Origin of the sequence: Pseudomonas sp. efr-133-TYG-103a (assembly GCF_030209235.1) — a bacterium.
Taxonomy (GTDB): domain Bacteria; phylum Pseudomonadota; class Gammaproteobacteria; order Pseudomonadales; family Pseudomonadaceae; genus Aquipseudomonas.
This window is the reverse complement of the sequence record NZ_JARVSK010000044.1, coordinates 39,294-59,268: the sequence shown is the minus strand read 5'-3', so window position 1 is coordinate 59,268 and position 19,975 is coordinate 39,294. Positions and strand designations below refer to the sequence as shown.

General features: G+C 59.9%; 20 protein-coding genes and 1 riboswitch. Of the genes, 6 read left to right on the top strand and 14 right to left on the bottom strand.

The features are described from left to right. Positions 1 to 77: 77 nt before the first annotated feature. From QRN36_RS26620 to QRN36_RS26595, 6 genes are all read right to left on the bottom strand, one after another. Positions 78 to 644, bottom strand: a complete 567-nt coding sequence (locus QRN36_RS26620) for a YqiA/YcfP family alpha/beta fold hydrolase (protein ID WP_256214529.1) — start codon at positions 642 to 644, stop codon at positions 78 to 80. Between the two features lie 163 nt (positions 645 to 807). Next, positions 808 to 1,617 carry a 3',5'-cyclic-AMP phosphodiesterase gene (gene cpdA, locus QRN36_RS26615; RefSeq protein WP_285426757.1) on the bottom strand — a complete coding sequence of 270 codons (810 nt, stop codon included), beginning with the start codon at positions 1,615 to 1,617 and terminating at the stop codon, positions 808 to 810. Positions 1,618 to 1,697: 80 nt separating this feature from the next. Continuing rightward, on the bottom strand, positions 1,698 to 2,084 hold the full coding sequence (locus QRN36_RS26610; protein WP_285426756.1) for a hypothetical protein: 387 nt from the start codon (positions 2,082 to 2,084) through the stop codon (positions 1,698 to 1,700). Further along, entirely contained in the window at positions 2,081 to 2,485 is a 405-nt protein-coding gene (locus QRN36_RS26605) for a hypothetical protein (protein WP_285426755.1), read from the bottom strand. The genes QRN36_RS26610 and QRN36_RS26605 overlap by 4 nt, the downstream gene beginning before the upstream one ends. Positions 2,486 to 2,632: 147 nt before the next feature. Continuing rightward, entirely contained in the window at positions 2,633 to 3,085 is a 453-nt protein-coding gene (locus QRN36_RS26600; RefSeq protein WP_285426754.1) for a DUF1249 domain-containing protein, read from the bottom strand. Next, a complete protein-coding gene (locus tag QRN36_RS26595) occupies positions 3,076 to 3,693 on the bottom strand; it encodes an NUDIX domain-containing protein (protein ID WP_093465111.1) in 618 nt (205 codons plus the stop codon). The genes QRN36_RS26600 and QRN36_RS26595 overlap by 10 nt, the downstream gene beginning before the upstream one ends. Before the next feature lie 221 nt (positions 3,694 to 3,914). Between QRN36_RS26595 and QRN36_RS26590 the strand changes: the two genes are divergently transcribed. Further along, positions 3,915 to 4,661 (top strand): RsiV family protein, encoded by a 747-nt coding sequence (locus tag QRN36_RS26590; protein ID WP_285426753.1) that lies wholly within the window; start codon positions 3,915 to 3,917, stop codon positions 4,659 to 4,661. Here the strand turns inward: QRN36_RS26590 and cytX are convergent. Continuing rightward, positions 4,630 to 5,919, bottom strand: a complete 1,290-nt coding sequence (cytX, locus tag QRN36_RS26585) for a putative hydroxymethylpyrimidine transporter CytX (RefSeq protein ID WP_285426752.1) — start codon at positions 5,917 to 5,919, stop codon at positions 4,630 to 4,632. The two genes, QRN36_RS26590 and cytX, sit on opposite strands and share 32 nt — an antisense overlap. Positions 5,920 to 6,070: 151 nt before the next feature. Next, positions 6,071 to 7,957 carry a phosphomethylpyrimidine synthase ThiC gene (thiC, locus tag QRN36_RS26580; RefSeq protein ID WP_285426751.1) on the bottom strand — a complete coding sequence of 629 codons (1,887 nt, stop codon included), beginning with the start codon at positions 7,955 to 7,957 and terminating at the stop codon, positions 6,071 to 6,073. 171 nt (positions 7,958 to 8,128) lie between these two features. Next, a riboswitch (TPP riboswitch) is annotated at positions 8,129 to 8,233 on the bottom strand. Positions 8,234 to 8,399: 166 nt separating this feature from the next. Here thiC and QRN36_RS26575 point away from each other — a divergent pair. Continuing rightward, positions 8,400 to 9,839 carry a TolC family outer membrane protein gene (locus QRN36_RS26575; protein ID WP_285426750.1) on the top strand — a complete coding sequence of 480 codons (1,440 nt, stop codon included), beginning with the start codon at positions 8,400 to 8,402 and terminating at the stop codon, positions 9,837 to 9,839. A 323-nt stretch (positions 9,840 to 10,162) separates the two neighbouring features. Here QRN36_RS26575 and waaA read toward each other — a convergent pair whose 3' ends face one another. Then, positions 10,163 to 11,437 carry a lipid IV(A) 3-deoxy-D-manno-octulosonic acid transferase gene (gene waaA, locus QRN36_RS26570; RefSeq protein WP_285426749.1) on the bottom strand — a complete coding sequence of 425 codons (1,275 nt, stop codon included), beginning with the start codon at positions 11,435 to 11,437 and terminating at the stop codon, positions 10,163 to 10,165. A gap of 14 nt (positions 11,438 to 11,451) precedes the next feature. Continuing rightward, positions 11,452 to 12,336: a LysR family transcriptional regulator gene (locus tag QRN36_RS26565; RefSeq protein ID WP_285426748.1), complete on the bottom strand. Its 885-nt coding sequence runs from the start codon at positions 12,334 to 12,336 to the stop codon at positions 11,452 to 11,454. A gap of 106 nt (positions 12,337 to 12,442) precedes the next feature. Here QRN36_RS26565 and QRN36_RS26560 point away from each other — a divergent pair, with 106 nt between their 5' ends. The 4 genes from QRN36_RS26560 (at position 12,443) to QRN36_RS26545 (ending at position 15,818) form a co-directional block, all read left to right on the top strand. Further along, a complete protein-coding gene (locus QRN36_RS26560) occupies positions 12,443 to 12,775 on the top strand; it encodes a multidrug efflux SMR transporter (RefSeq protein WP_093465145.1) in 333 nt (110 codons plus the stop codon). Positions 12,776 to 12,837: 62 nt separating this feature from the next. After that, positions 12,838 to 14,013, top strand: a complete 1,176-nt coding sequence (locus QRN36_RS26555; RefSeq protein ID WP_285426747.1) for an FAD-dependent oxidoreductase — start codon at positions 12,838 to 12,840, stop codon at positions 14,011 to 14,013. After that, a complete protein-coding gene (locus tag QRN36_RS26550; protein WP_285426746.1) occupies positions 14,010 to 14,819 on the top strand; it encodes an aldo/keto reductase in 810 nt (269 codons plus the stop codon). Before QRN36_RS26555 ends, QRN36_RS26550 begins: the two co-directional genes overlap by 4 nt. Positions 14,820 to 14,855: 36 nt before the next feature. Continuing rightward, complete coding sequence (locus QRN36_RS26545; RefSeq protein WP_285426745.1) at positions 14,856 to 15,818, top strand: metal ABC transporter ATPase; 963 nt, start codon at positions 14,856 to 14,858, stop codon at positions 15,816 to 15,818. Positions 15,819 to 15,828: 10 nt separating this feature from the next. On the opposite strand, the gene QRN36_RS26540 is transcribed toward QRN36_RS26545, so the two are convergent. The 4 genes from QRN36_RS26540 to hldE form a co-directional block, all read right to left on the bottom strand. After that, a complete protein-coding gene (locus tag QRN36_RS26540) occupies positions 15,829 to 16,647 on the bottom strand; it encodes a hypothetical protein (protein ID WP_285426744.1) in 819 nt (272 codons plus the stop codon). Positions 16,648 to 16,713: 66 nt separating this feature from the next. Then, positions 16,714 to 17,433, bottom strand: a complete 720-nt coding sequence (locus tag QRN36_RS26535) for a hypothetical protein (RefSeq protein WP_285426743.1) — start codon at positions 17,431 to 17,433, stop codon at positions 16,714 to 16,716. Then, positions 17,434 to 18,408 carry a glycosyltransferase gene (locus QRN36_RS26530; protein WP_285426742.1) on the bottom strand — a complete coding sequence of 325 codons (975 nt, stop codon included), beginning with the start codon at positions 18,406 to 18,408 and terminating at the stop codon, positions 17,434 to 17,436. 49 nt (positions 18,409 to 18,457) lie between these two features. Then, a complete protein-coding gene (hldE, locus tag QRN36_RS26525; RefSeq protein ID WP_285426741.1) occupies positions 18,458 to 19,879 on the bottom strand; it encodes a bifunctional D-glycero-beta-D-manno-heptose-7-phosphate kinase/D-glycero-beta-D-manno-heptose 1-phosphate adenylyltransferase HldE in 1,422 nt (473 codons plus the stop codon). Positions 19,880 to 19,975: the final 96 nt, after the last annotated feature.

Genomic DNA, 19,975 nt, shown 5'->3' with positions numbered 1-19,975 from the left:
TCATCAAGTCGTTCATGAAATTTCGGAGTGACACTCTTCTACATCGTTGTTTCAGCAAATGCGTCGATCCGGTCGGGTTACAGCACCGACAGATCGATCGCCTGGAGCAATTCCGGCGCGAAACCGGCAAATCCGAGCAGAGCGGGCAGTTTCGACGCGAATCCTTGAAAACCGTGATCGCCCCCGGCCTCGATGCGTAACGCGCAAGCCCGGTAAAATGCCTGCGCGCGACGATAATCCAGAGTTTCATCGCCGGTCTGCAGCCACACCTGGATACGCTGAGGATCTTGCGGGGCCGGCACTTCGAGCTCTGCCAGCGCTGCCACGTGATCGTGCGTCAGCTCCCAGCTCTCGCCGGTATAAAGATTTTGTTGGGTGCCCAGAAAGCCGTCGAACAACTGATGCGGATTCACCGCCGGGTTGATCAGCACGGCCTTGAGGCCATGACGCTCCGCCAGGTGAGTCGCATAGTAGCCGCCGAGCGAGCTGCCGACCAGTAATGGCCGCCCGCCCAGTTCTTCAATGGCGTTCTCCAGTTGGGCCACTGCCTGACGCGGATGATGGTGCAGCTCTGGCACCCGCAACTGCTCGCTCAACCCCAGGGTTTTCATCAGCTCGGCCAGCTGTGTGGCTTTTTTCGACATCGCTGAGCTGTTCAAGCCATGTATATAAAGAAGCGTCGGGTGATCCTGGTTCACGCGGTTATCTCCAGAAGCAGCGCATCAACACGCAAAGCCACGCAGTTTACAGGGACAACCCAGGGAAAACTCGTTTGTTGATCAACCGCTGAGGTTCGAAGCATTTCCATCAATAACCGGCACCACTGAGGTCGACTTCGAACAGACTGGGGTCAATCCGCGATACGCCGGTTTCGATCCGGCCGTCATCGTGCAGCCGCAACCAGCGATATCCCGGCGCCAGCGCATCGAGCTTGAAATCCTCACTGTCAGGCGCGAACTGAATACACGTGGACGGCGACGCCATCAACCTCAAGCCGTCACGTTGCTGATCGTATTCCTGATGCACATGCCCCCAAAGCAGCGCCCGACCCTGAGGAAAGCGTTCCAGCACCGAGAACAGAGCCTCGGGGTTGCGCAGCCCGATCGGCTCCATCCACGCCGCGCCAATGGGCACCGGATGATGGTGCAGGCAAATCAGATGATGACGTTGAGGTGCTTCGCTCAACGCCTGAGCGAGCAGTTGCAGCTGTTTGTCTTCCAGATAGCCCGGCACGGAGCCCGGAACGGCAGAGTCCAGCATCGTGATACGCCAGTTTCCAACGTCCACGACAGGCTCAAGAAAGTCACTCTGCTGAGCGGCAATTGCCATTTCCCGAAGTTCGTCATGGTTGCCAGGTAGCCAGCGCTTGGGCGCGGACAGGCGCTCACTCGACTGGCGAAACGCCTGATAAGACTCGACGGAGCCGTCCTGAGACAAATCGCCCGTGGCGAGCACCAGGTCGATCGCCGACTGTTCGGCCAGCACCCGATCAACGACGGCACTCAGGCTGTCGCGCGTGGCCATGCCCAAGAGCTTGCCGTCCGCTTCAGCGAACAGGTGGCTATCGGACAGTTGCACCACCAGGACGGAGGACGAATTCAGAGGTGTGCTCGGCAATGGCCATCTCCTTGAGCGGGTATGGCCGGATTATGGTGGCTGGAGCGCCGACGGGCAAATGCCGAAGTGAGGGCTGGCTCTCAGTTATCATGCCCGAGACTTCGCGCATGCCAATAATCGCTTACCCGCCGGAACATTTTGTCGACGTAGTAACCACCAAGGGGAAAACTAATTGCTGCACTTAAAAAAAGCCAAGGCAAGACTTTTTCATAGCTGGTATCAGGAAAAAAGAACATAAGGGGTGTCGGAACAACCAACCCTGCGAACATCCCGCCTACCCCTCCCAATGACCAGCCCCAGGAGACGTAACGCGATAGCCATGCGCCCAAAAGAAAGCCCGTGAGATATACAGCTCCGGTAGCAAGCGCCGGCGCGGGCTGACCAGGTGGAACAAAGAAAATCACGAAGAAAAAATTAACGACCGCTGCTAAAACGATGCCATAGACAATTAACTTTATTAGTTTCATTCCCACCTCGCAGGACAGTTAGTAAAGATGGAGTCATCTGCACCACCCGCAAGCAAAATATCCTCTACATAACTCACGCAATTACTGGGAATAGCAAGCCAATACCAAATATTTACGCTTAACGATTCAATCTTTTTTTGAGCACCCTCGGGATTGGAAATGAAGACCCGGCGCCTGAATATCTCAGTCTTCGCTCCCTCTCTCACATATCTTTGGTAGCCTGCCTCAGTGAGGTGAAATGGCCGATTCCAGCCATATACATGAAAGTAGTGATAGCCAGCTTTTAGCAAAGCGTGGCCACAAAAATTAATCCCATCACCACTCACAACCACCAGCCAAGTGTCATTCCAATCAAACGGAATCGCATCGCAGGAATAAAGATGGGTTCCAAGATAAGCCATAGCACGACCTCAAACAAAAGATCGTGCAAACCTAGCTCCAGTAGCGCTGAAAAATAAAGCGCAAATCCCAGCGCAACGAAACTTTCAGAAACAGCCTACAAGGCTGGAAGACTTGAGCGTTAAGTTAGCTGGAAAAACCCTACAACTTCAGCGCACCGACTCAAACTCATGCCCACACGCCAGGCAGTGACTCAACCACTCCCCCAGGAACAGATTGAGTTGGGCCTTTTCATCGGGCTGATGCATGTCGGCGTTGGGATAAGGATAAATGCCCTGAAAACGCCGCGCGTGTTCGGCGCCGATGACTTCGGCCATGCGCGCGTCGTGATAGACCTGGACTTCCAGCACAGGCACCGGCAGCCAGGGCAGGCTGTGCTCCTGGCGCACTTGTAGCGTGGTGGTGTAAGGACAGTCGAGTATGACCTCGACCGCCAGCACGCCCAGCATCTGATCGCCTTGCGTGACAGCGACCTTGCGTGAGCGCTGTGCATTGCGCATATCGGGTAACAAACGCATCAAGCGCGCGTAGTTCGCCTCGCAGGCTGCTTGCAGCCCGGCGAGGTCGACACGATAGCGCTCGCGCAGAAGATTCACGACCATAGCCCCCTTATCTCGGCGCGATTGAGCGCCAGCCATTGTATTGCGATGATAGTTGCCGCATTGACGATGCGTCCGTCTTTCACAGCCTGCATGGCATCTTCGAAGGACCAGACCGACACACGGATGTCTTCGGCTTCCTCTTCCAGGCCATGCAGCCCCCCTGCGCCTTCACTGTCGCATTTGCCCAGGTAGAGATGAACGAACTCGTTGCTGCCTCCAGGCGAAGGGAAATACTTGGTGATCGGCCAGAGTGCCTCGAAGACAAGCCCAGCTTCCTCCTCTCCCTCACGGTGAGCAACCTGTTCAGGCTCCTCTTTTTTGTCGATCAGGCCTGCAACCATTTCGATCAGCCAGGGGTTGGGGTACTTGCCCACCACGCCTACCCGGAACTGCTCGATCAGCACGACCTGATCGCGCTTGGCATCGTAAGGCAGCACGCAGACAGCGTCGTGTCTGACAAACAGCTCGCGCTTGATTTCCGGGCTCATGCCGCCGTCGAACAGTTCGTGGCGCAGGTGCAGTCGATCCAGCTGGTAGAACCCCTTGAAGCAGGTTTCGCGCTGAGTGATCTCGTGCTTCGTCGGTATCGATTTCGGGGTATCAGTCATACTTCTCTCACTGCTTGAGCACCTGTGTCCTGGCCCCATCCTAACGCGCTGCTGCGCTGGATGCAGCCCTTTGAGTTGGCAAATCCGGCCCTCAGGGTAGACGACGGCAAGCGAAAGGTTCTCTAATCGGCCCAGTGGCGAACTGATTGCGCCACCCGTAGTCGAAGCTGGTTGCCGTTACATCCGAGTGATGGCCCTTTATGCCAATGCCAAGGATCAACATGTCGTTTCTGAAGATCATTTCACTGGCCTGTCTGGCCCTGATACTGGGCGCCTGCCAAAGCCTTTTCCAACCCAATCTGCGCAGTCCGCTGACCGTTCAGCGTGACGCCTCCGAGCTGATCAAGCCCGGCTGCACCACAGACGATTGCCCGCTGGTGAACATCGACACCGTGCATTTCCCGGACGAGCCCAAACTGGATGCAATCGTTCAGCGCACGCTCCTGCAACTGACCCGCAGCGACACCGATGGTCCCGTTCCGCCAACGATCAAGGCGTATCAAGAGCAATTCCTGAGCCGTGCCCCGGCGCGCAACAGCAGTTACCTTCAAGCCAAAGTACGCGAGCAGCATGACGGAATCGTCGTCGTGGAGCTGTCGAGCTACCTGGACACCGGTGGCGCTCACGGCAATCCGGGCCGCGCGTTCATCAACTATTCGCGCCAGCAGCAGCGCGTTCTGACGCTGGCCGATATGCTGGTACCGGGCCAGGAAAGCGCGTTCTGGGAAAAAGCCGAACTGGCGCATCAAGCCTGGCAAGTGAGCACCAAGCTGGACAAGGACGCCGACTTTCAGAAGATGTGGCCATTCAAGCGAACTTCAAACGTCGCCCTGACGTACGGTGCCGTCATCCTGAAATACCCGGTGGACACCATCGCACCTTATTCGATGGGCCACATCGAGCTGAAGATTCCCTATCCACAGCTCAACGGGATCATCAAGCCTGAGCTGTTTCCGGGCCGGAGCTAATGGCTTTACTCAGGATCATCTGCAACACGCCAGCGACGACGAGCGCTGGCAGTGTTGCGCCGATATCCGGATAAAGATTGGCGAGCAGATGGTAGGTGAAAATCCCGCCGAGCCACGCCAGCAAGGTCATCCAGCGCAGACCGGTCGTCGCGGCGCCATGGCTGCGACGGCGCAGGATGAAATGATCCACCAGCACCACGCCGAACAGCGGCGCGAACACCGAGCCGATCAACAACAGGAAGTTCTGGTACTGCGCCAACGGGGCGAAGCACGCAATCACCGTGCAGATGATGCCGATCGCCAGCGCCAGATGTTCAACCTTGGCCTTCAACAGAATCCCGCTTGAAACGGCAGCCGAATGAATGTCGGCGAACGCATTTTCCGATTCGTCCAGCAGGATCAGCAACAGCGGAACGCCCATCCCTGCACCCGCCAGCGCCAGCAATAACGCATTGGCTTCGCCACTGGGTGCGAACGCGAGGGTGTAGGCGACGCCCAACGTCATCAGCCAGAAATTGCCGATGAAGAACCCCAGGACTGTCCCGCCGAATACGCCCGTCGCGCGTTTGCCGAAACGGGAGTAATCGGCAATGAGCGGCAGCCAGGATAGCGGCATCGCAATGGCGATATCGAAGCCAACCGCAAAAGGCAGCGAACCATCGCCGGCCCGGGACCAGAGCGCGGCCAGATCAGCTTTGGCGAATAGATTCCAGGTCAGCCACGCGCACGCCGCGAGCAGCAGCCAGATGCCCCACTTGCGCAAAATCTGCCGCACGAATGTGAGCGGCCCACTGACCGCGAGCAGGGTCGCCAGGCCGCCGAACAGCAGCGTCCACAGCAGCGGACTTGTCCACAGACTGCCTTCGCTGAATGCCCCGGCAGCGAGCAAACTGGCCGCGTCGCGCATCACGATGATCTCGAACGAACCCCAACCGACCAGTTGCAAGAGGTTGAGAATCGCCGGCACGCCCGCGCCTCTGGTGCCGAGGCTGAGCTTGAGCGCGGCCATCGACGACAGGCCGGTGTCGCTGCCGATTACGCCGACAGCCGCGAGCAGCAAGACGCCCACCAGAGTGCCCAGGACGATCGCGAGCATCGAGCCAGACATGCCGAGCCCCGGCGCCAGCAACGCACCGGTTTGCAGCACCATCAGGCCGATGCCGAGGGAGAACCACAGGGAAAACAGATCGCGCCCGCCGAAAACCCGCTTGCTGGCGGGGACGGGAATATCGGGTGAGTAGGTGCTGGGTGTGTTCACGTCGCAATCTCAATTGTTTAGACGACGATCATTCCCACGCTCTGCGTGGGAATGCCGCACGGGGCGCTCAGCGCCCCCTTGACGCAATGCGTCAAGAAGGGCGTTACCACGCGGAGCGTGGGAACGATCAATCAACAGGGGTAAAACCGCGTCAGACCTTTTTGTAAAGCTGACTGCCTTCCTGCCTGAAGCGCTCGGCCTGTTCGCGCATGCCTTCGGCCACGGACAGATCAACCGCCTCAATCTTCTGGTTGGCCGCGTATTCGCGGACTTCCTGGGTGATCTTCATCGAGCAGAATTTCGGCCCGCACATGGAGCAGAAATGCGCGACCTTCGCCGAGTCCTTTGGCAGGGTTTCGTCGTGATAGGAACGGGCCGTATCCGGATCAAGCCCAAGGTTGAACTGGTCCTCCCAACGGAATTCGAAGCGCGCCTTGCTCAACGCGTTGTCGCGAATCTGTGCGCCGGGGTGGCCTTTTGCGAGGTCGGCAGCGTGGGCAGCGATCTTGTAGGTAATGATCCCGGTCTTCACGTCATCCTTGTTTGGCAGACCCAAGTGTTCCTTGGGCGTGACATAGCAGAGCATCGCGCAACCAAACCAACCGATCATGGCGGCGCCGATACCGGACGTGATGTGGTCATAGCCGGGGGCGATGTCGGTGGTCAGCGGGCCGAGGGTGTAGAACGGCGCCTCGTCGCAGCATTCCAGCTGCTTGTCCATGTTCTCTTTGATCAGTTGCATCGGCACATGGCCCGGGCCTTCGATCATGCACTGGACGTCATGCTTCCAGGCAATCTTGGTCAGTTCGCCAAGGGTTTCCAGTTCGCCGAACTGCGCTTCGTCGTTGGCGTCGGCAATCGATCCTGGACGCAGGCCATCGCCCAGCGAGAAGCTGACGTCGTAGGCCTTCATGATTTCGCAGATTTCATCGAAGTGGGTGTAGAGGAAGTTTTCCTTGTGATGCGCCAGACACCACTTGGCCATGATCGACCCGCCACGGCTGACGATCCCGGTGACGCGCTTGGCGGTCAGCGGCACATAGCGCAGCAGCACGCCCGCATGGATGGTGAAGTAGTCGACGCCCTGCTCCGCCTGTTCGATCAGCGTGTCGCGAAACAGCTCCCAGGTCAGGTTTTCAGCGACACCACCGACTTTTTCCAGCGCCTGATAGATCGGCACAGTGCCAATCGGGACCGGCGAGTTGCGAATGATCCACTCGCGGGTTTCGTGGATGTGCTTGCCGGTGGACAGGTCCATCACCGTATCCGAGCCCCAGCGAATGCCCCAGGTCAGTTTCGCCACTTCTTCCTCGATGGACGATCCCAGCGCGCTGTTGCCGATATTGCCGTTGATCTTCACCAGGAAGTTGCGGCCGATGATCATCGGCTCCAGTTCCACATGATTGATGTTGGCGGGGATGATCGCGCGGCCTCGGGCAATCTCCTCGCGCACGAACTCAGGGGTGATTTCTTTCGGGATGCTGGCGCCGAAGCTGTGGCCGGCGTGTTGCTGCTTCAAAAGACCGGCAGCGCGGGCCTCTTGCAGCTTCATGTTTTCGCGGATGGCGACGTATTCCATCTCGGCGGTGATGATGCCCTGACGCGCGTAGTGCATCTGGCTGACGTTGGCCCCGGCCTTGGCGCGGCGCGGGTTGCGCACGTGGGCGAAGCGCAACTTGGTCAGCTCGGCATCGGCCAGGCGCTGTTGACCGAAGTCGGAACTCAGGCCATCGAGGCGTTCAGTGTCGCCGCGGTCATTGATCCACGCCGAGCGCACGTCGCCCAGGCCTTTGCGCACGTCGATGATGACGTTGGGGTCGGTGTACGGGCCCGAGGTGTCGTACACGCAGACTGGCGCGTTGATCTCGCCACCGAAGTCTGTGGGGGTAACGTCCAGGCTGATTTCCCGCATCGGCACACGGATGTCCGGACGCGATCCTTGAACGTAGATTTTCTGCGAACGGGTGAACGGCTGAACCGACCCCGAATCGACCTGGGCGGACTCACTCAGATTGGCGTTTTTTAGTGTTGTACTCATCACGGGCTCTCCAGACATCATCCAGCGGCGGATTGATTTGTCGGAGCGTGAGCCTGATTCGAACGGACGGATGCACCCTGGAATAGACACGGATGCTGAGAATCGAAAGACGAGGACTGTTCAGAATTTGAACAAAGACGACCCCGGACGACACTCAAGAGGACTCGCCGGGAGACGAGAAATCTTGTTCCCTACGCAGGCACTAACCTGATCAGGTTCAACGGGATCCGGATTATCCGATCTCAGCCTCACAGCAAGGCACCCCGACAAGAACGGCGTCAGTCTAGACGTCGCGTGTGGCAAACGCCAAGCGCGGAATTCAAACGCTTGTTAAATGGCTGTTTTGCCGGATTGTTGTCGACATCGTCCGGAACTACACTCGCTACGCGACGCCAAAGCCATCGGACCAAGATTTGGCGACAACAACTACTAGGGAATGTCTATGCTGCGCAAACTTTCACTGGCCATTGCCGTGTCGTGTGCTTCGAGTGCGATGGCCGGGGCAGCTGACTTGCCACTGCCGACCAAGACCGGTCTGGTGAGCGTTTATCAGGAAGCGGTCAACAACAACGCCGACCTGGCGGCCGCGCGCGCCAACTACGACGCGCAGAAAGAGATCGTGCCTCAGGCTCGCGCAGGCCTGCTGCCGAACATCTCGGGCGGCGCCGACATCAACGACACCCGAACCAAGATCGACGAACCCTCTGCCGTGATCAACCGCAGCGGCACGGTCTACCGCGCGACGCTGAGTCAGCCGATCTTTCGCGCCGATCGCTGGTTTCAACTCAAGGCTGCGAAGAACGTCAATGAGCAGGCAATTCTCCAACTGTCCGCAACCGAGCAGAACCTGATCCTGCAAAGCGCCGAAGATTATTTCGCAGTGCTGCGCGCCCAGGACAATCTGGCCTCGACCAAAGCTGAGGAAGCCGCGTTCAAGCGTCAGCTCGATCAGGCCAACGAGCGGTTCGATGTCGGGCTTTCGGACAAGACCGATGTGCTTCAGGCGCAAGCCAGTTATGACACGGCGCGCGCAGCACGCATCGTTGCCAAGCGTCAGGTGGATGATGCGTTTCAGGCGCTGATTACCCTGACCAACCGGGACTACAACTCGATCGAAGGCATCGTTCACACATTGCCGGTGCTGGCGCCGACGCCTAACGACGCCAAATCGTGGGTCGATACAGCGACCCAGCAGAACCTCAACCTGCTGGCCAGCAATTACGCTGTCAGCGCTGCGGAAGAAACTCTGCGCCAGCGCAAGGCCGGTCATGCGCCGACAGTCGATGCCGTGGCGCAGTACGAAAAAGGCGACAACGACCCGCTGGGCTTCACCAACCCCAACTACACTGGGCAAAGTTTTCATGGCAGCGTCGAGCAGCGCACCATCGGCCTGCAGGTGAACATTCCGATCTACAGCGGCGGCCTGACCAGCTCGCAAGTCCGCGAAGCCTATGCCCGCCTCGGCCAGACCGAGCAGCAACGCGAAGGACTGCGCCGCCAGGTGGTGGAAGACACCCGCAACCTGCACCGCGCGGTGAACACCGACGTGGAGCAGGTGCAGGCGCGCAAGCAGTCGATCATTTCCAACCAGAGCGCGCTGGAGGCCACGGAAATCGGCTATCAGGTCGGCACACGCAACATCGTTGACGTGCTGGATGCGCAGCGTCAGCTCTACGCCTCGGTGCGCGACTACAACAACACGCGCTATGACTACATCCTCGACAATCTGCGCCTGAAACAGGCCGCTGGCACCTTGAGCCCAGGCGACTTGCAGGATCTGTCGCGCTTCCTGAAACCGGACTACAACCCGGACAAAGACTTCCTCCCGCCTGATCTGGCGAAAGAAGCCGCGAAGAATTTCGAAAGGCCGACCGAGCGATAATCCGACGTCAGACCCGCAGGATCGAGGGTCTGGCGCTGGATGAGCTGCGGTGGATCGTCAGCCTTCGCGAGCAAGCTCGCTCCTACAGGTTTTGTGTCGTGGCTCGATACCAGTCAGCGACGCATTCCCCTTGTAGGAGCGCGCTTGCCCGCGAGTGCTGCGCAGCCGATCGTCCGAGTGCGGCCCAGAGCAAGCTCGCTGCTACAGGACGTGCGTCCGAGCCACGGCCTGGCGACCCCGCCTAACCTGTGGGAGTGAGCTTGCTCACGAACAGGCTGGTGCATCCGGCGGGAATGCAGCGTCAGGGCCCGGTTGCCGCGGATTCAGTGCAGCAAGCGGCCGATACCGTTCAGCAATTTCTGCAGCGCGCCCTGATTGGCTTTCATCACCGCCAGCCCTGCATCGGCCATGGCCTTCGCGGCTTCGGGGTGTTCGATCAGTCGCCTGACCGATGCAGCCAAGGCTGCCGAGTCGCTTGCCTCCTCCAACGCTCCCGCACCGCGCAGCATCGCGGCAATTTCGAGGAAGTTAAACAGGTGCGGACCGCTCAACACCGGTTTATCCAACGCCGCTGGCTCAAGCAGGTTATGCCCGCCATTGGGCACCAGACTCCCGCCGACGAACGCGATGTTCGCCAACGCATAGAGAAACAGCAGTTCGCCCATGGTATCGCCGACGAGCACCGACGTTGCCTGCGTAACGGGATCGCCCGTGGAGCGTCGAACGCTGGAAAAACCTTGCTGGCGAGTGAGTTCGAACACGCTGCCGAAACGTTCGGGATGACGCGGCACCACGATGAGCAAGGCGTCGGGGTGCGATTGCAGCACGTCGCGATGGGCGGACAAAACCACTTCATCCTCGCCGGCATGGGTGCTGGCTGCGATCCATACCGGGCGCTGAACAAGTCCCCAAGCCTCGCGCTGCTGCTCCGCGCGCGCCAGCAATTGGGGGTCAATCGTCAGATCGAACTTGATCGACCCGGTGACGACCACCGATTCCGCACGCGCGCCCAGATCGAGAAAGCGCTGAGCCTCGACCTGCGTCTGTGAGGCAATCAGGCTCATCTCGGCGAGCATCGGCCGCGTAAGCCTGGCGAACCGTGCATACCCCCGCGCCGAACGCTCTGACAACCGGGCGTTGGCGAGGACCGTTGGTATTCCCCGCTTCGCGCACTGATGGATGTGATTGGGCCAAAGCTCGGTTTCCATGATGACACCGATCTTCGGCTGAACATGATCAAGAAACCGCGAGGCCGCCCACGGAAAGTCGTAAGGCAGGTAGCAATGCTGCACGCGCGGCTCGTTGGCGAACATCGACTGAATGCGTTCGGAGCCGGTCGGCGTCATGCAGGTGATGGTCACCGGAAGCTGCGGATATCGCGTCAGCAGCGCTCGAATCATGGGCGCTGCAGCGATGCTCTCGCCCACCGACACGGCATGAACCCAGATACCGCCACGCTGCATGGCAGGCAGCCCAAAGGCGAAGCGCTCACCGATTCGTTGCGCGTACGCAGGCGCCTTGCGGGCACGAAGCCAGAGGCGCAGTGCAATAAAAGGCAGTCCAAGATGAAACAGGAAGGTGTAGAGAGTTCTATTCATGGGCGCGGAGTTTATCAGCCAATGGCCTTCAAATGATGAGTGAAACATTCGGCGAGCCAGCGCGCGGCAGGCCCGAGTGGCTCATCGCGTCGCCAGACCATTTCCACCACCAGCGCCGGCGGCGTCCATTCGCTGCTCAGCTCGATCATCTGATTTTGATAGGTCGGGTATTGCACCACGTGACGCGGCAGCCAGGCCCAACCCAGTCCTCTCATCAGCAGTTCTGCCATGGCGTAGAAACTGTCGGCACGCCATACCTGAGGGCTCAGTTGCTCACCGCCGGGGTAACCGCTCTGCTGCGGCGTAATGAGCAGCTGTCGATGCCGCGCCAACTGCTGGCGCGTGACAAGCGGCTGATCCGCCAACGGGTGACTGGTTGCACAGACCGTCACCATTTCAACGCTGCCCAGCGCTCGCCGCTCCAGGGCTTGAGGCATCTGTTCATGATGGAACAGCAGACCGAGATCGGCGCGACGCTCCAGCAGTTTGCGGGCAACGTCGCCCTGAGCGCCGCTGGCCAGTTGCACCTCGACACTCGGAAACCGATCGTCCAGCGCCTCAAGGCTGTCCAGCACCGGCTGATAAGGCATGGCTTCGTCGAGCGCCAGACGCAGGCGCGCCTCCTGCCCCCGCATCAGCGCCAGCGCCCGGCCATCCAGTCGTTCGCACTGACGCAGCAGCTCCCGAGCTTCTTCCAGCAACGCACTGCCCGCTTCGGTGAGACGCGGCTGCCGACCACTGCTGCGGTCGAACAGACTCACCCCCAAGTCGGATTCGAGCATCGCGATCGCGCTGCTGACCGCCGACTGCGCGCGTTTCGAAGCGCGCGCCACGGCAGAAAACGAGCGCTGCTCAGCGACGCTGACGAATAACTGGATTTGCTCGAGACTCCATTGCATCAGCCACAACCTATCAGCCAGTCAGATAGGTAATGACTTTACCGCATCTGAGCAACGCCTAGAATGGGCACAAGAATCAAGAACGCTTGTCACTGAGAGTCTCGCCATGCCTGCTTACTACCTGCTCGCCATCGCCATCTGCGCTGAAGTCATCGGTACCGTCTCGATGAAGGCGGTCAAAGGCTTCAGCACCCCGCTGCCGTTGCTGCTCGTCATCGTTGGCTACGCCGTCGCCTTCTGGATGCTGACCCTGGTCGTGCGCACCATTCCGGTGGGCGTTGCCTACGCGGTATGGGCAGGCATGGGCATCGTCATGGTGAGCATTGCAGCGCTGTTCATTTACGGACAGAAACTGGATCTGCCCGCCATCGCCGGCATGGGCCTGATCGTCGCGGGCGTGGTGGTCATCCAGCTGTTCTCGAAAACGGCGGGTCATTAAAGGGGTCATTGAAAAGCGGCTTCCCCTATAATGGCCGCTTCGATTCGCCATTCGAGGTGCGCATGTCATCCGCTATTTCCACTGACGTCCTGATTGTCGGCGCTGGCGTTGCCGGGCTCTGGCTCAACGCACGTCTGCGCCGACAGGGCTTTTCGACAGTCGTGGTGGAAAACGCCGGCCTTGGCGGCGGGCAGACGTTCAAGTCTCAGGGGATCATTCACGGTGGCGCTAAGTACGCTTTGCACGGCGCACTGTCCGGCGCCTCGGAAGCCATTGCCGACATGCCTCGGCGCTGGCGTGAGGCGCTCGCTGGCAAGGGCGAACTGAATCTGTCCGGCGTACGCCTGCTGTCTGAAGCACATTATTTGTGGTCGCCAGGCACCATCGCAGGCAATCTCACCAGTTTTTTCGCGAGCAAAGCCGTGCGCGGCCGAGTCGACCAGGTCAAGGGCTCGGAGCTGCCGCCAGCGCTGCAGAACCCCCGTTTCAAGGGCAAGGTTTATCGCCTGGCCGAGTTGGTCATCGACGTCCCGAGCCTCGTTGAGAACCTGGCCCAGCTTGCCGGCGACAGCCTGCTGGCCGGAGCCCTCATCGAACCTTTGCGTCACGAAGGCGAGCTGGTGGGCTTGCGTGTAGACGGTCGCGATATTCACGCCCAGCGCATCGTCCTCAGCGCGGGCGGTGGCAATGCCGAGCTGCTCAGCACCCTCGGTGTCAGCCATCCAGCCATGCAGCGTCGTCCGCTGCACATGGTGCTGGTCAAGGGTCCGACGCTCAAGCCGCTGTATGCGCATTGCCTGGGCGGCGGGCCGAAGCCGCGCATTACCGTGACCACTCACCCCGCAGCGGACGGCCAATGGGTGTGGTATCTGGGCGGCGATATTGCCGAGGCCGAAGGTGTCGCCCGCGACCCGGCGGAGCAGATCGCCGCTGCGAAAAAAGAACTCTCACAGCTGCTGCCATGGGTCGATCTCAGTCAGGCGCAATTCGCCACGCTGCGGGTCGACCGCGCAGAACCTCAGCAGACCGGCCTCGTGCGCCCGGACAACGCTTTCCTCGACGTGCAAGGTCGGCTGATGGTCGGCTGGCCCACCAAGCTGGCGCTGGCGCCGGACTTCGCCGACCGCGTGCTGGCGTCACTGTCCCGTGACGCCATTCACCCGATCCCGCAACCCACGCACAGCGACTTCCCCAAGCCGCCGCTCGCCACTCCTGTCTGGGATCTGCTGCTGCCATGAAAACCCTGCACGACTTGCATCGCCCACTGGGCAATCTCGGCATCAATGTGTCACCGATCGGCCTGGGCACGGTCAAGCTGGGCCGTGATCAAGGTGTGAAATACCCTAACGGCTTCACGATCCCCGATGATCACGAGGCGCAGATGCTGCTCAAGCTGACGCGGGATCTGGGTATCAACCTGATCGACACCGCCCCTGCCTATGGACGCAGCGAGGAACGGCTTGGCCCTTTGTTGCGCGGGCAGCGCCAGGATTGGGTGATCGTGAGCAAGGTGGGCGAAGAGTTCGAAGCAGGTCAATCCAGCCACGACTTCAGCGCAGCCCACACGCGGCTGTCGGTGGAGCGCAGCCTCAAGCGGCTGGAAACCGACTTCATCGATCTGGTGCTGGTGCACTCGGACGGCAGCGACCTGCACGTACTCACTGAGTGCGAGGTTTACCAGACGCTGGCCGACCTCAAGCGCGAAGGCAAGATTCGAGGCTTCGGGTTTTCCGGCAAAACCGTCGAGGGCGGGTTGCGAGCGTTGCAGGACGGCGATTGCGCAATGGTCACTTACAACCTCAACGAGCAAGGCGAAAAGCCGGTCCTCGACTACGCTGCTGCTCACGGCAAAGCGATACTGATAAAAAAAGCGCTGGCGAGCGGGCACGTTTGCCTGAGTCCCGGTGTCGATCCTGTGCAAGCCAGTTTCGAGCTGCTGTTTGGGCATCCCGGCGTCACTGGTGCTATCGTCGGGACGATCAATCCGCTGCACCTGGCCCATAACGTGGCAACCGCCGCTGCCGTGATTCGTCGCCAAGCCTGACTCGGGCGGCCGACCCCAACGCAAGAAGGAGCCGATATGCCGCGAACGTTGATTCGGAAAAACCCCAGCAACTTCAAGACCCTGCCGTTGTTTGTCGAAGCCACTCCCGAAAGCCTCAGCTACCAGAGCGTCGGGATGCCGCTGAATTTCGCCCAAACCCTCTCGCGCCGCCGCAAGATCGAAGTTGAGAACAGCGAGCGCTTTTCCACTGAGCTCGCCAACCTCGGCGTCTCGGTGCGCCTGACGCTCAACTGGCAGAACCGTGATTACTGGGTGCTCGTACGCCAGCGTCGGCAGGATCGCGGCGATGTGGTGTTGAAGCTGATTTCCGGATATGTCCCTGCGCACGAGCTGAACCTGCCGCTGCACACGGCCATTCAGGAAGTGGCCGAAGAATGCCTGATCGAGACGCCGCAAGGCTGGCTGGGCGGCCGCTTCAACGACACCTGGCTGCCGGCGCCCTACGCCGCAGCTCTGCATTATCGTGAAGCCATGCCGTTTCGCCTGAGCCCGCTTTCGGGCGCCGCTCGCCCGGTACGCTGCGGCAGCATGACCCTGATCGAACGCCCCCGCGCGTATGTGCACCTGCCTACTGCCTCACTGCAACTGATCTACGACATGCGCCTGGAAGTGCCGAAAGAAGCGCGGCCGCTCAGTCTTTTTCACGTCGATGAGAGCCTTGAGAACGACCAGCTGGTTGCGCGACTCAATCGCAGCAAACCCGACCTGTACTTGATGCCGCTGGAAAACGGCGCGCCGCTGCCTCAGCTGTTCACCCTGAAAAACGACAAGCTTTCACCGGCCGGAACCCGAGGCCTTTATCTGGCAGAAAGCTTTGCCGCGCAGGATGGCTGGGTGGTGCGCGACGAACGCATTCGCTGGAAAGACTGGATCGTCCAGCAAGGGCTGGCGCCCGGCAAGAAAACCCGCTCGCCCATGAAGCGGCTGCGAGTCAAAGCGCGCCAGCTTGTCAGGAAGATCCGCGAGCTGAAGGGTTAACGCGGGGCGTTTACTGCTCTGGCAAGTCTCGGAGCCGTCGATCCAGAAACGTGCGCACGCGCGCGAAGGCGTGGAAGTAGCGATTCTCGCGCTTGCCCATGCCACGTTTCGGCGAGAAGGACTCGTCCGCATACGCGCCGGTGATGCGAACGCGTGAAGCAGTGGTGTCCATCAGGCACACCTTGGCGCCGGCTTGCTGAAGGACGAATTTGAGCAGCCGCTCGGAGTGCAGCTTCCTTCCCGTGGCCTCGCAGAACGCGAATATCCGCTCGATGCGGTTGCCGTAGGCTGTGTAGACATCCCGTCCACAAATCGCGAAACGGTCATTCAGGCCGCCCCACCATTGCCAGTCCGGAATGTAGACATTCATGCGACGTGCCAGCGGGCGCTTGAATACATATGCCGGCAGCGGCTTGTGGTAGAAATTATCCGGGCGGGCAAACACCACGAAGTCTGGCTCGAACGTCTCGACCATCGCTGTCACTTCGCGCAGGGAGTTAAGCTGATAGATCAGATTGCGTAACGAAACGTGCTCATCACCCCACGTGTCGCCCTGCTCTTTTACGCGCTCGAAATCCCAGCGGTCCAGCACACCGTCCGTGAAGTCAAGCCGACCAGACATGCCCTGAAAAACGGCATAGTTGTCAGCATCAAGCGCAGCCGCTTCACCTGAGCGCGGGTTATGAACTTCGTCGATTTTATAAAGATGATAGAAACAGCGAACCTCAGCAGTCGAGGGCAACTGCGCGAGGATGTTTTCTTCAATGGACGGGAAGCAGATCTCGGAATTACGAGGAATCCCGAAGAACGCGACTGCGATTTTCAACACGTCATTTCACTCCGCCAACCCATCCATGTTCCACACTCAACGCTTTCATATGTAAACGTGAGCCACTCATTTGAGGCGCAGGATTTTCTGCCACCAGGCGCGCGGTTGCAACGCGATACGGACCACGTCCGACTGCATCAGCCACTCGCGCTCATATTCCCAGGCGTGGCCACTCCAGAGTTTTCCCGCTTCATTGGAAAAACCCAAGGTCAATAACTCAAATGAATAGCCGTGGTGCCGACGCAGCCAGTCCAGTAGCACCAATACGTTGAAGCCAGTGGACGGGCCGACATAGCGCTTGCCTCCCGGACGTTCGACCGGGTAGTTCCAGAGCGCGGGCAGTGGGATGCGATCGTGGTACAGCGCGACCTCGGGCAGCGGGCTGATGTCGCCGGTGCAACCTACCAACAGGGTGAAACAGCGGGCCTGTGGGTGCTGCATCAGCCGATTGATCTCAGGCCGGGCGGGGAGGCCAAAAAAATACCGGTCCGGGCCGTTGAAGCCATGCACGAACAGGTTGACCGTCGTGGGGGTCAGCAAGTCGGCCTTGATGCATTGATTGAACGTCACGACGGTGTCGTTGGCGTCAAGGCCGAGCGCTTGAACGTCCGCCTGACGGATGGCCGGATTATTGGCGACGAGAATCACGCGAGCGCTGCGACGCAGACTCTCTTGCAGCCGTGGAGGCAGGATACCCAGCACGTCCTGATGTCCGCCTGGAAGTTTCTCCAGATTCAGCGAGTCCCCATCAAGCGAGTCCTGAGCCGGGTTTTGTTGCTCCACCATTCAGCCTGCCACCTTCATCCCGTAACGCAGTTTTGCCCAGAGACGGGCGATCATACCGGGCGGCGTCCAGGGGCGCATGTCGGCCTGTATCGCTGCGGCCAGATCACGGCCCACGCGTGTGAATGAATAGCGGGTTTGCGCAAACGCCTGGCCGTTGCGGGCAATGGATTCGGCGAGTTCAGGGTTGTCTTGCAGCCACTTGAGCTTGTCCAGCGCTTCACTTTCCGAGCGATACAGCACAACGTTATGCATGTCCCGGAAGCCGAGCAGTTCGTCTTCCTCGCCCTGACTCCACGCCAGCAGCACGCAGCCGCAGGCCATGGCCTCGAAGTTCTTGATCATGAACTCGCCCATGCCGATGTCAGCGCTCACGAAGATACGAATGCGGTTGAGCATGTGCAGATAGTCTTCGCCGGATTCAGTGCGCGTTACCAGCATGCCGGTCTGGGCGGCCATGTGTTCGAGAAAGGCTTTGCGGCGGCCGTATTCAGTGCTTTTCAGACTGCCCAGGAAGCCAAGCGGTATGTCTCGTTCAGTCTCGGTATTGCACAGCATCGCGTCGTCGTACCCTTTGGAGACGAACACCGCATCGATGCCTTCATCGCGAAAGCGACGGGCCACGACGCTGCCCGAGACGATCACGCGAGACCATGGCAGCCGACTGTAGAGCAACGAATACCGGCCGCGGTATTTACTCTCGGGCATGTAATTCTGATAGGCATCGTGTTCAAGGAACACCAGACCGGGCACGCATTTGAGCACCGGCACCTGCGGGGCGAGACGTTTCAGTCTGGAGAAAATCACCACGCGATCGAAGCGTTGGTAATCGACCGACGCCAGAAACGTCCCCAACTTCAGCTGCTGAGCCTTGCTGAGGCGATAGATGATGCACTCGTCACAATGGTGCTGCACGATCTCGTACAGGCGGTCCAGTATCACGCGCTGCTCATCCATCACCACCAGCATGACTCTCATCGAACTGCCTTACCTTAAAATTACGCCAAAAGGTGCAGTAAAGCCGAAGTCAGCGGCTCCGGATTTTCTCCACGATCGCTGTCGTCGAACTGTTCTCCACCAACCCAAGCACTTTGACCGTTCCGCCATAGGCAGTGACGATGTCAGCGCCCACGACCTGATCGACCGAGTAATCCCCTCCTTTGACCAGCACGTCCGGGCGGACATGGGTCAGCAGATTCTCGGGAGTGCCTTCTGAAAAGCTGACCACCCAATCCACTGCGCCAAGGCCTGCAAGCACCGCCATGCGACGATCGACGCTGTTGATCGGCCGACCCGGTCCTTTCAGGCGACTGACCGAGGCGTCGTCATTCACTGCGACGATCAGCCGGTCTCCCTGCGCCCTCGCCTGCTCCAGATAAGCCACATGGCCTGCGTGGAGAATGTCGAAGCAACCGTTGGTGAAAACGATCTTTTCGCCATGGGCGCGGGCGTCATCGGTCGCGAGCAGCAACTGGTCAAGCGTCAGCACGCCGCGCTCGGAACCCTCCGCCCGCTGGATCGCGCGGCGAAGCTCTGGCGCGCTGATGGCGGCCGTGCCCAGTTTGCCTACGACGATACCGGCTGCCAGATTCGCCAATGCGACGGCATGCGGCAGGTCTTCTCCTGCCGCAATGGCGGCTGCCAATGTGGAAATCACGGTGTCACCCGCGCCAGTCACATCGAAAACCTCGCGTGCGCGGGCAGGCAGATGAAGAGCCGAATGGTCTGGACGCAACAAGGTCATGCCGTGTTCGCCACGGGTGACCAGCAATGCCCCCAGCTCCAAATCAGCCATCAGACGGGCACCTCTGGCCACAAGTTCCGCTTCGTCGGAACAATGTCCAACGATAGCTTCGAACTCGCTAAGGTTAGGTGTGATCAGCGTGGCGCCACGATAGATCGTGAAATCCTTGCCTTTGGGGTCAGCCAGCACGGGAATGCCGCGCTCGCGGGCGGCCTGAATCAGCGCTTGATGGTTTTTCAGGGCGCCTTTGCCGTAGTCGGACAGCACCATGACTCTCACGCCGTCGAGCAACGCGTCGACTTCCTGGCTGAGTGCGACAGGGTCGGTGGTGAACGACTCTTCGAAATCGATCCGCAGCAGTTGCTGATGGCGGCTCATGACGCGCAGCTTGACGATGGTGGGCTGGTGCGCGATGCGCTGGAAGCAGGCATTCACGCCAGCGGCCTTCAGGCTGTCGGCGAGGCTGACGGCCGCTTCGTCCTCACCGGTCACACCGACCAGCGAAGCCTTGGCACCAAGCGCTGCAATGTTCAGCGCAACGTTGGCTGCGCCACCCGGACGGTCTTCGATCTGATCGACCTTGACCACGGGAACAGGCGCTTCAGGGGAAATTCTCGACGTTCCGCCATGCCAATAGCGGTCGAGCATGACGTCGCCGACTACCAACACTGGTGCCTGATCAAAACGCGGCATGGACAACTTCATCGAACAACCCGTAGCTGAAATGGACAAGGGCGGAATCTTAGCACAGCCTGTATCGGACGGCGCTCAGCTCCCGGGAATTGCCCTGTGTGACCCGTT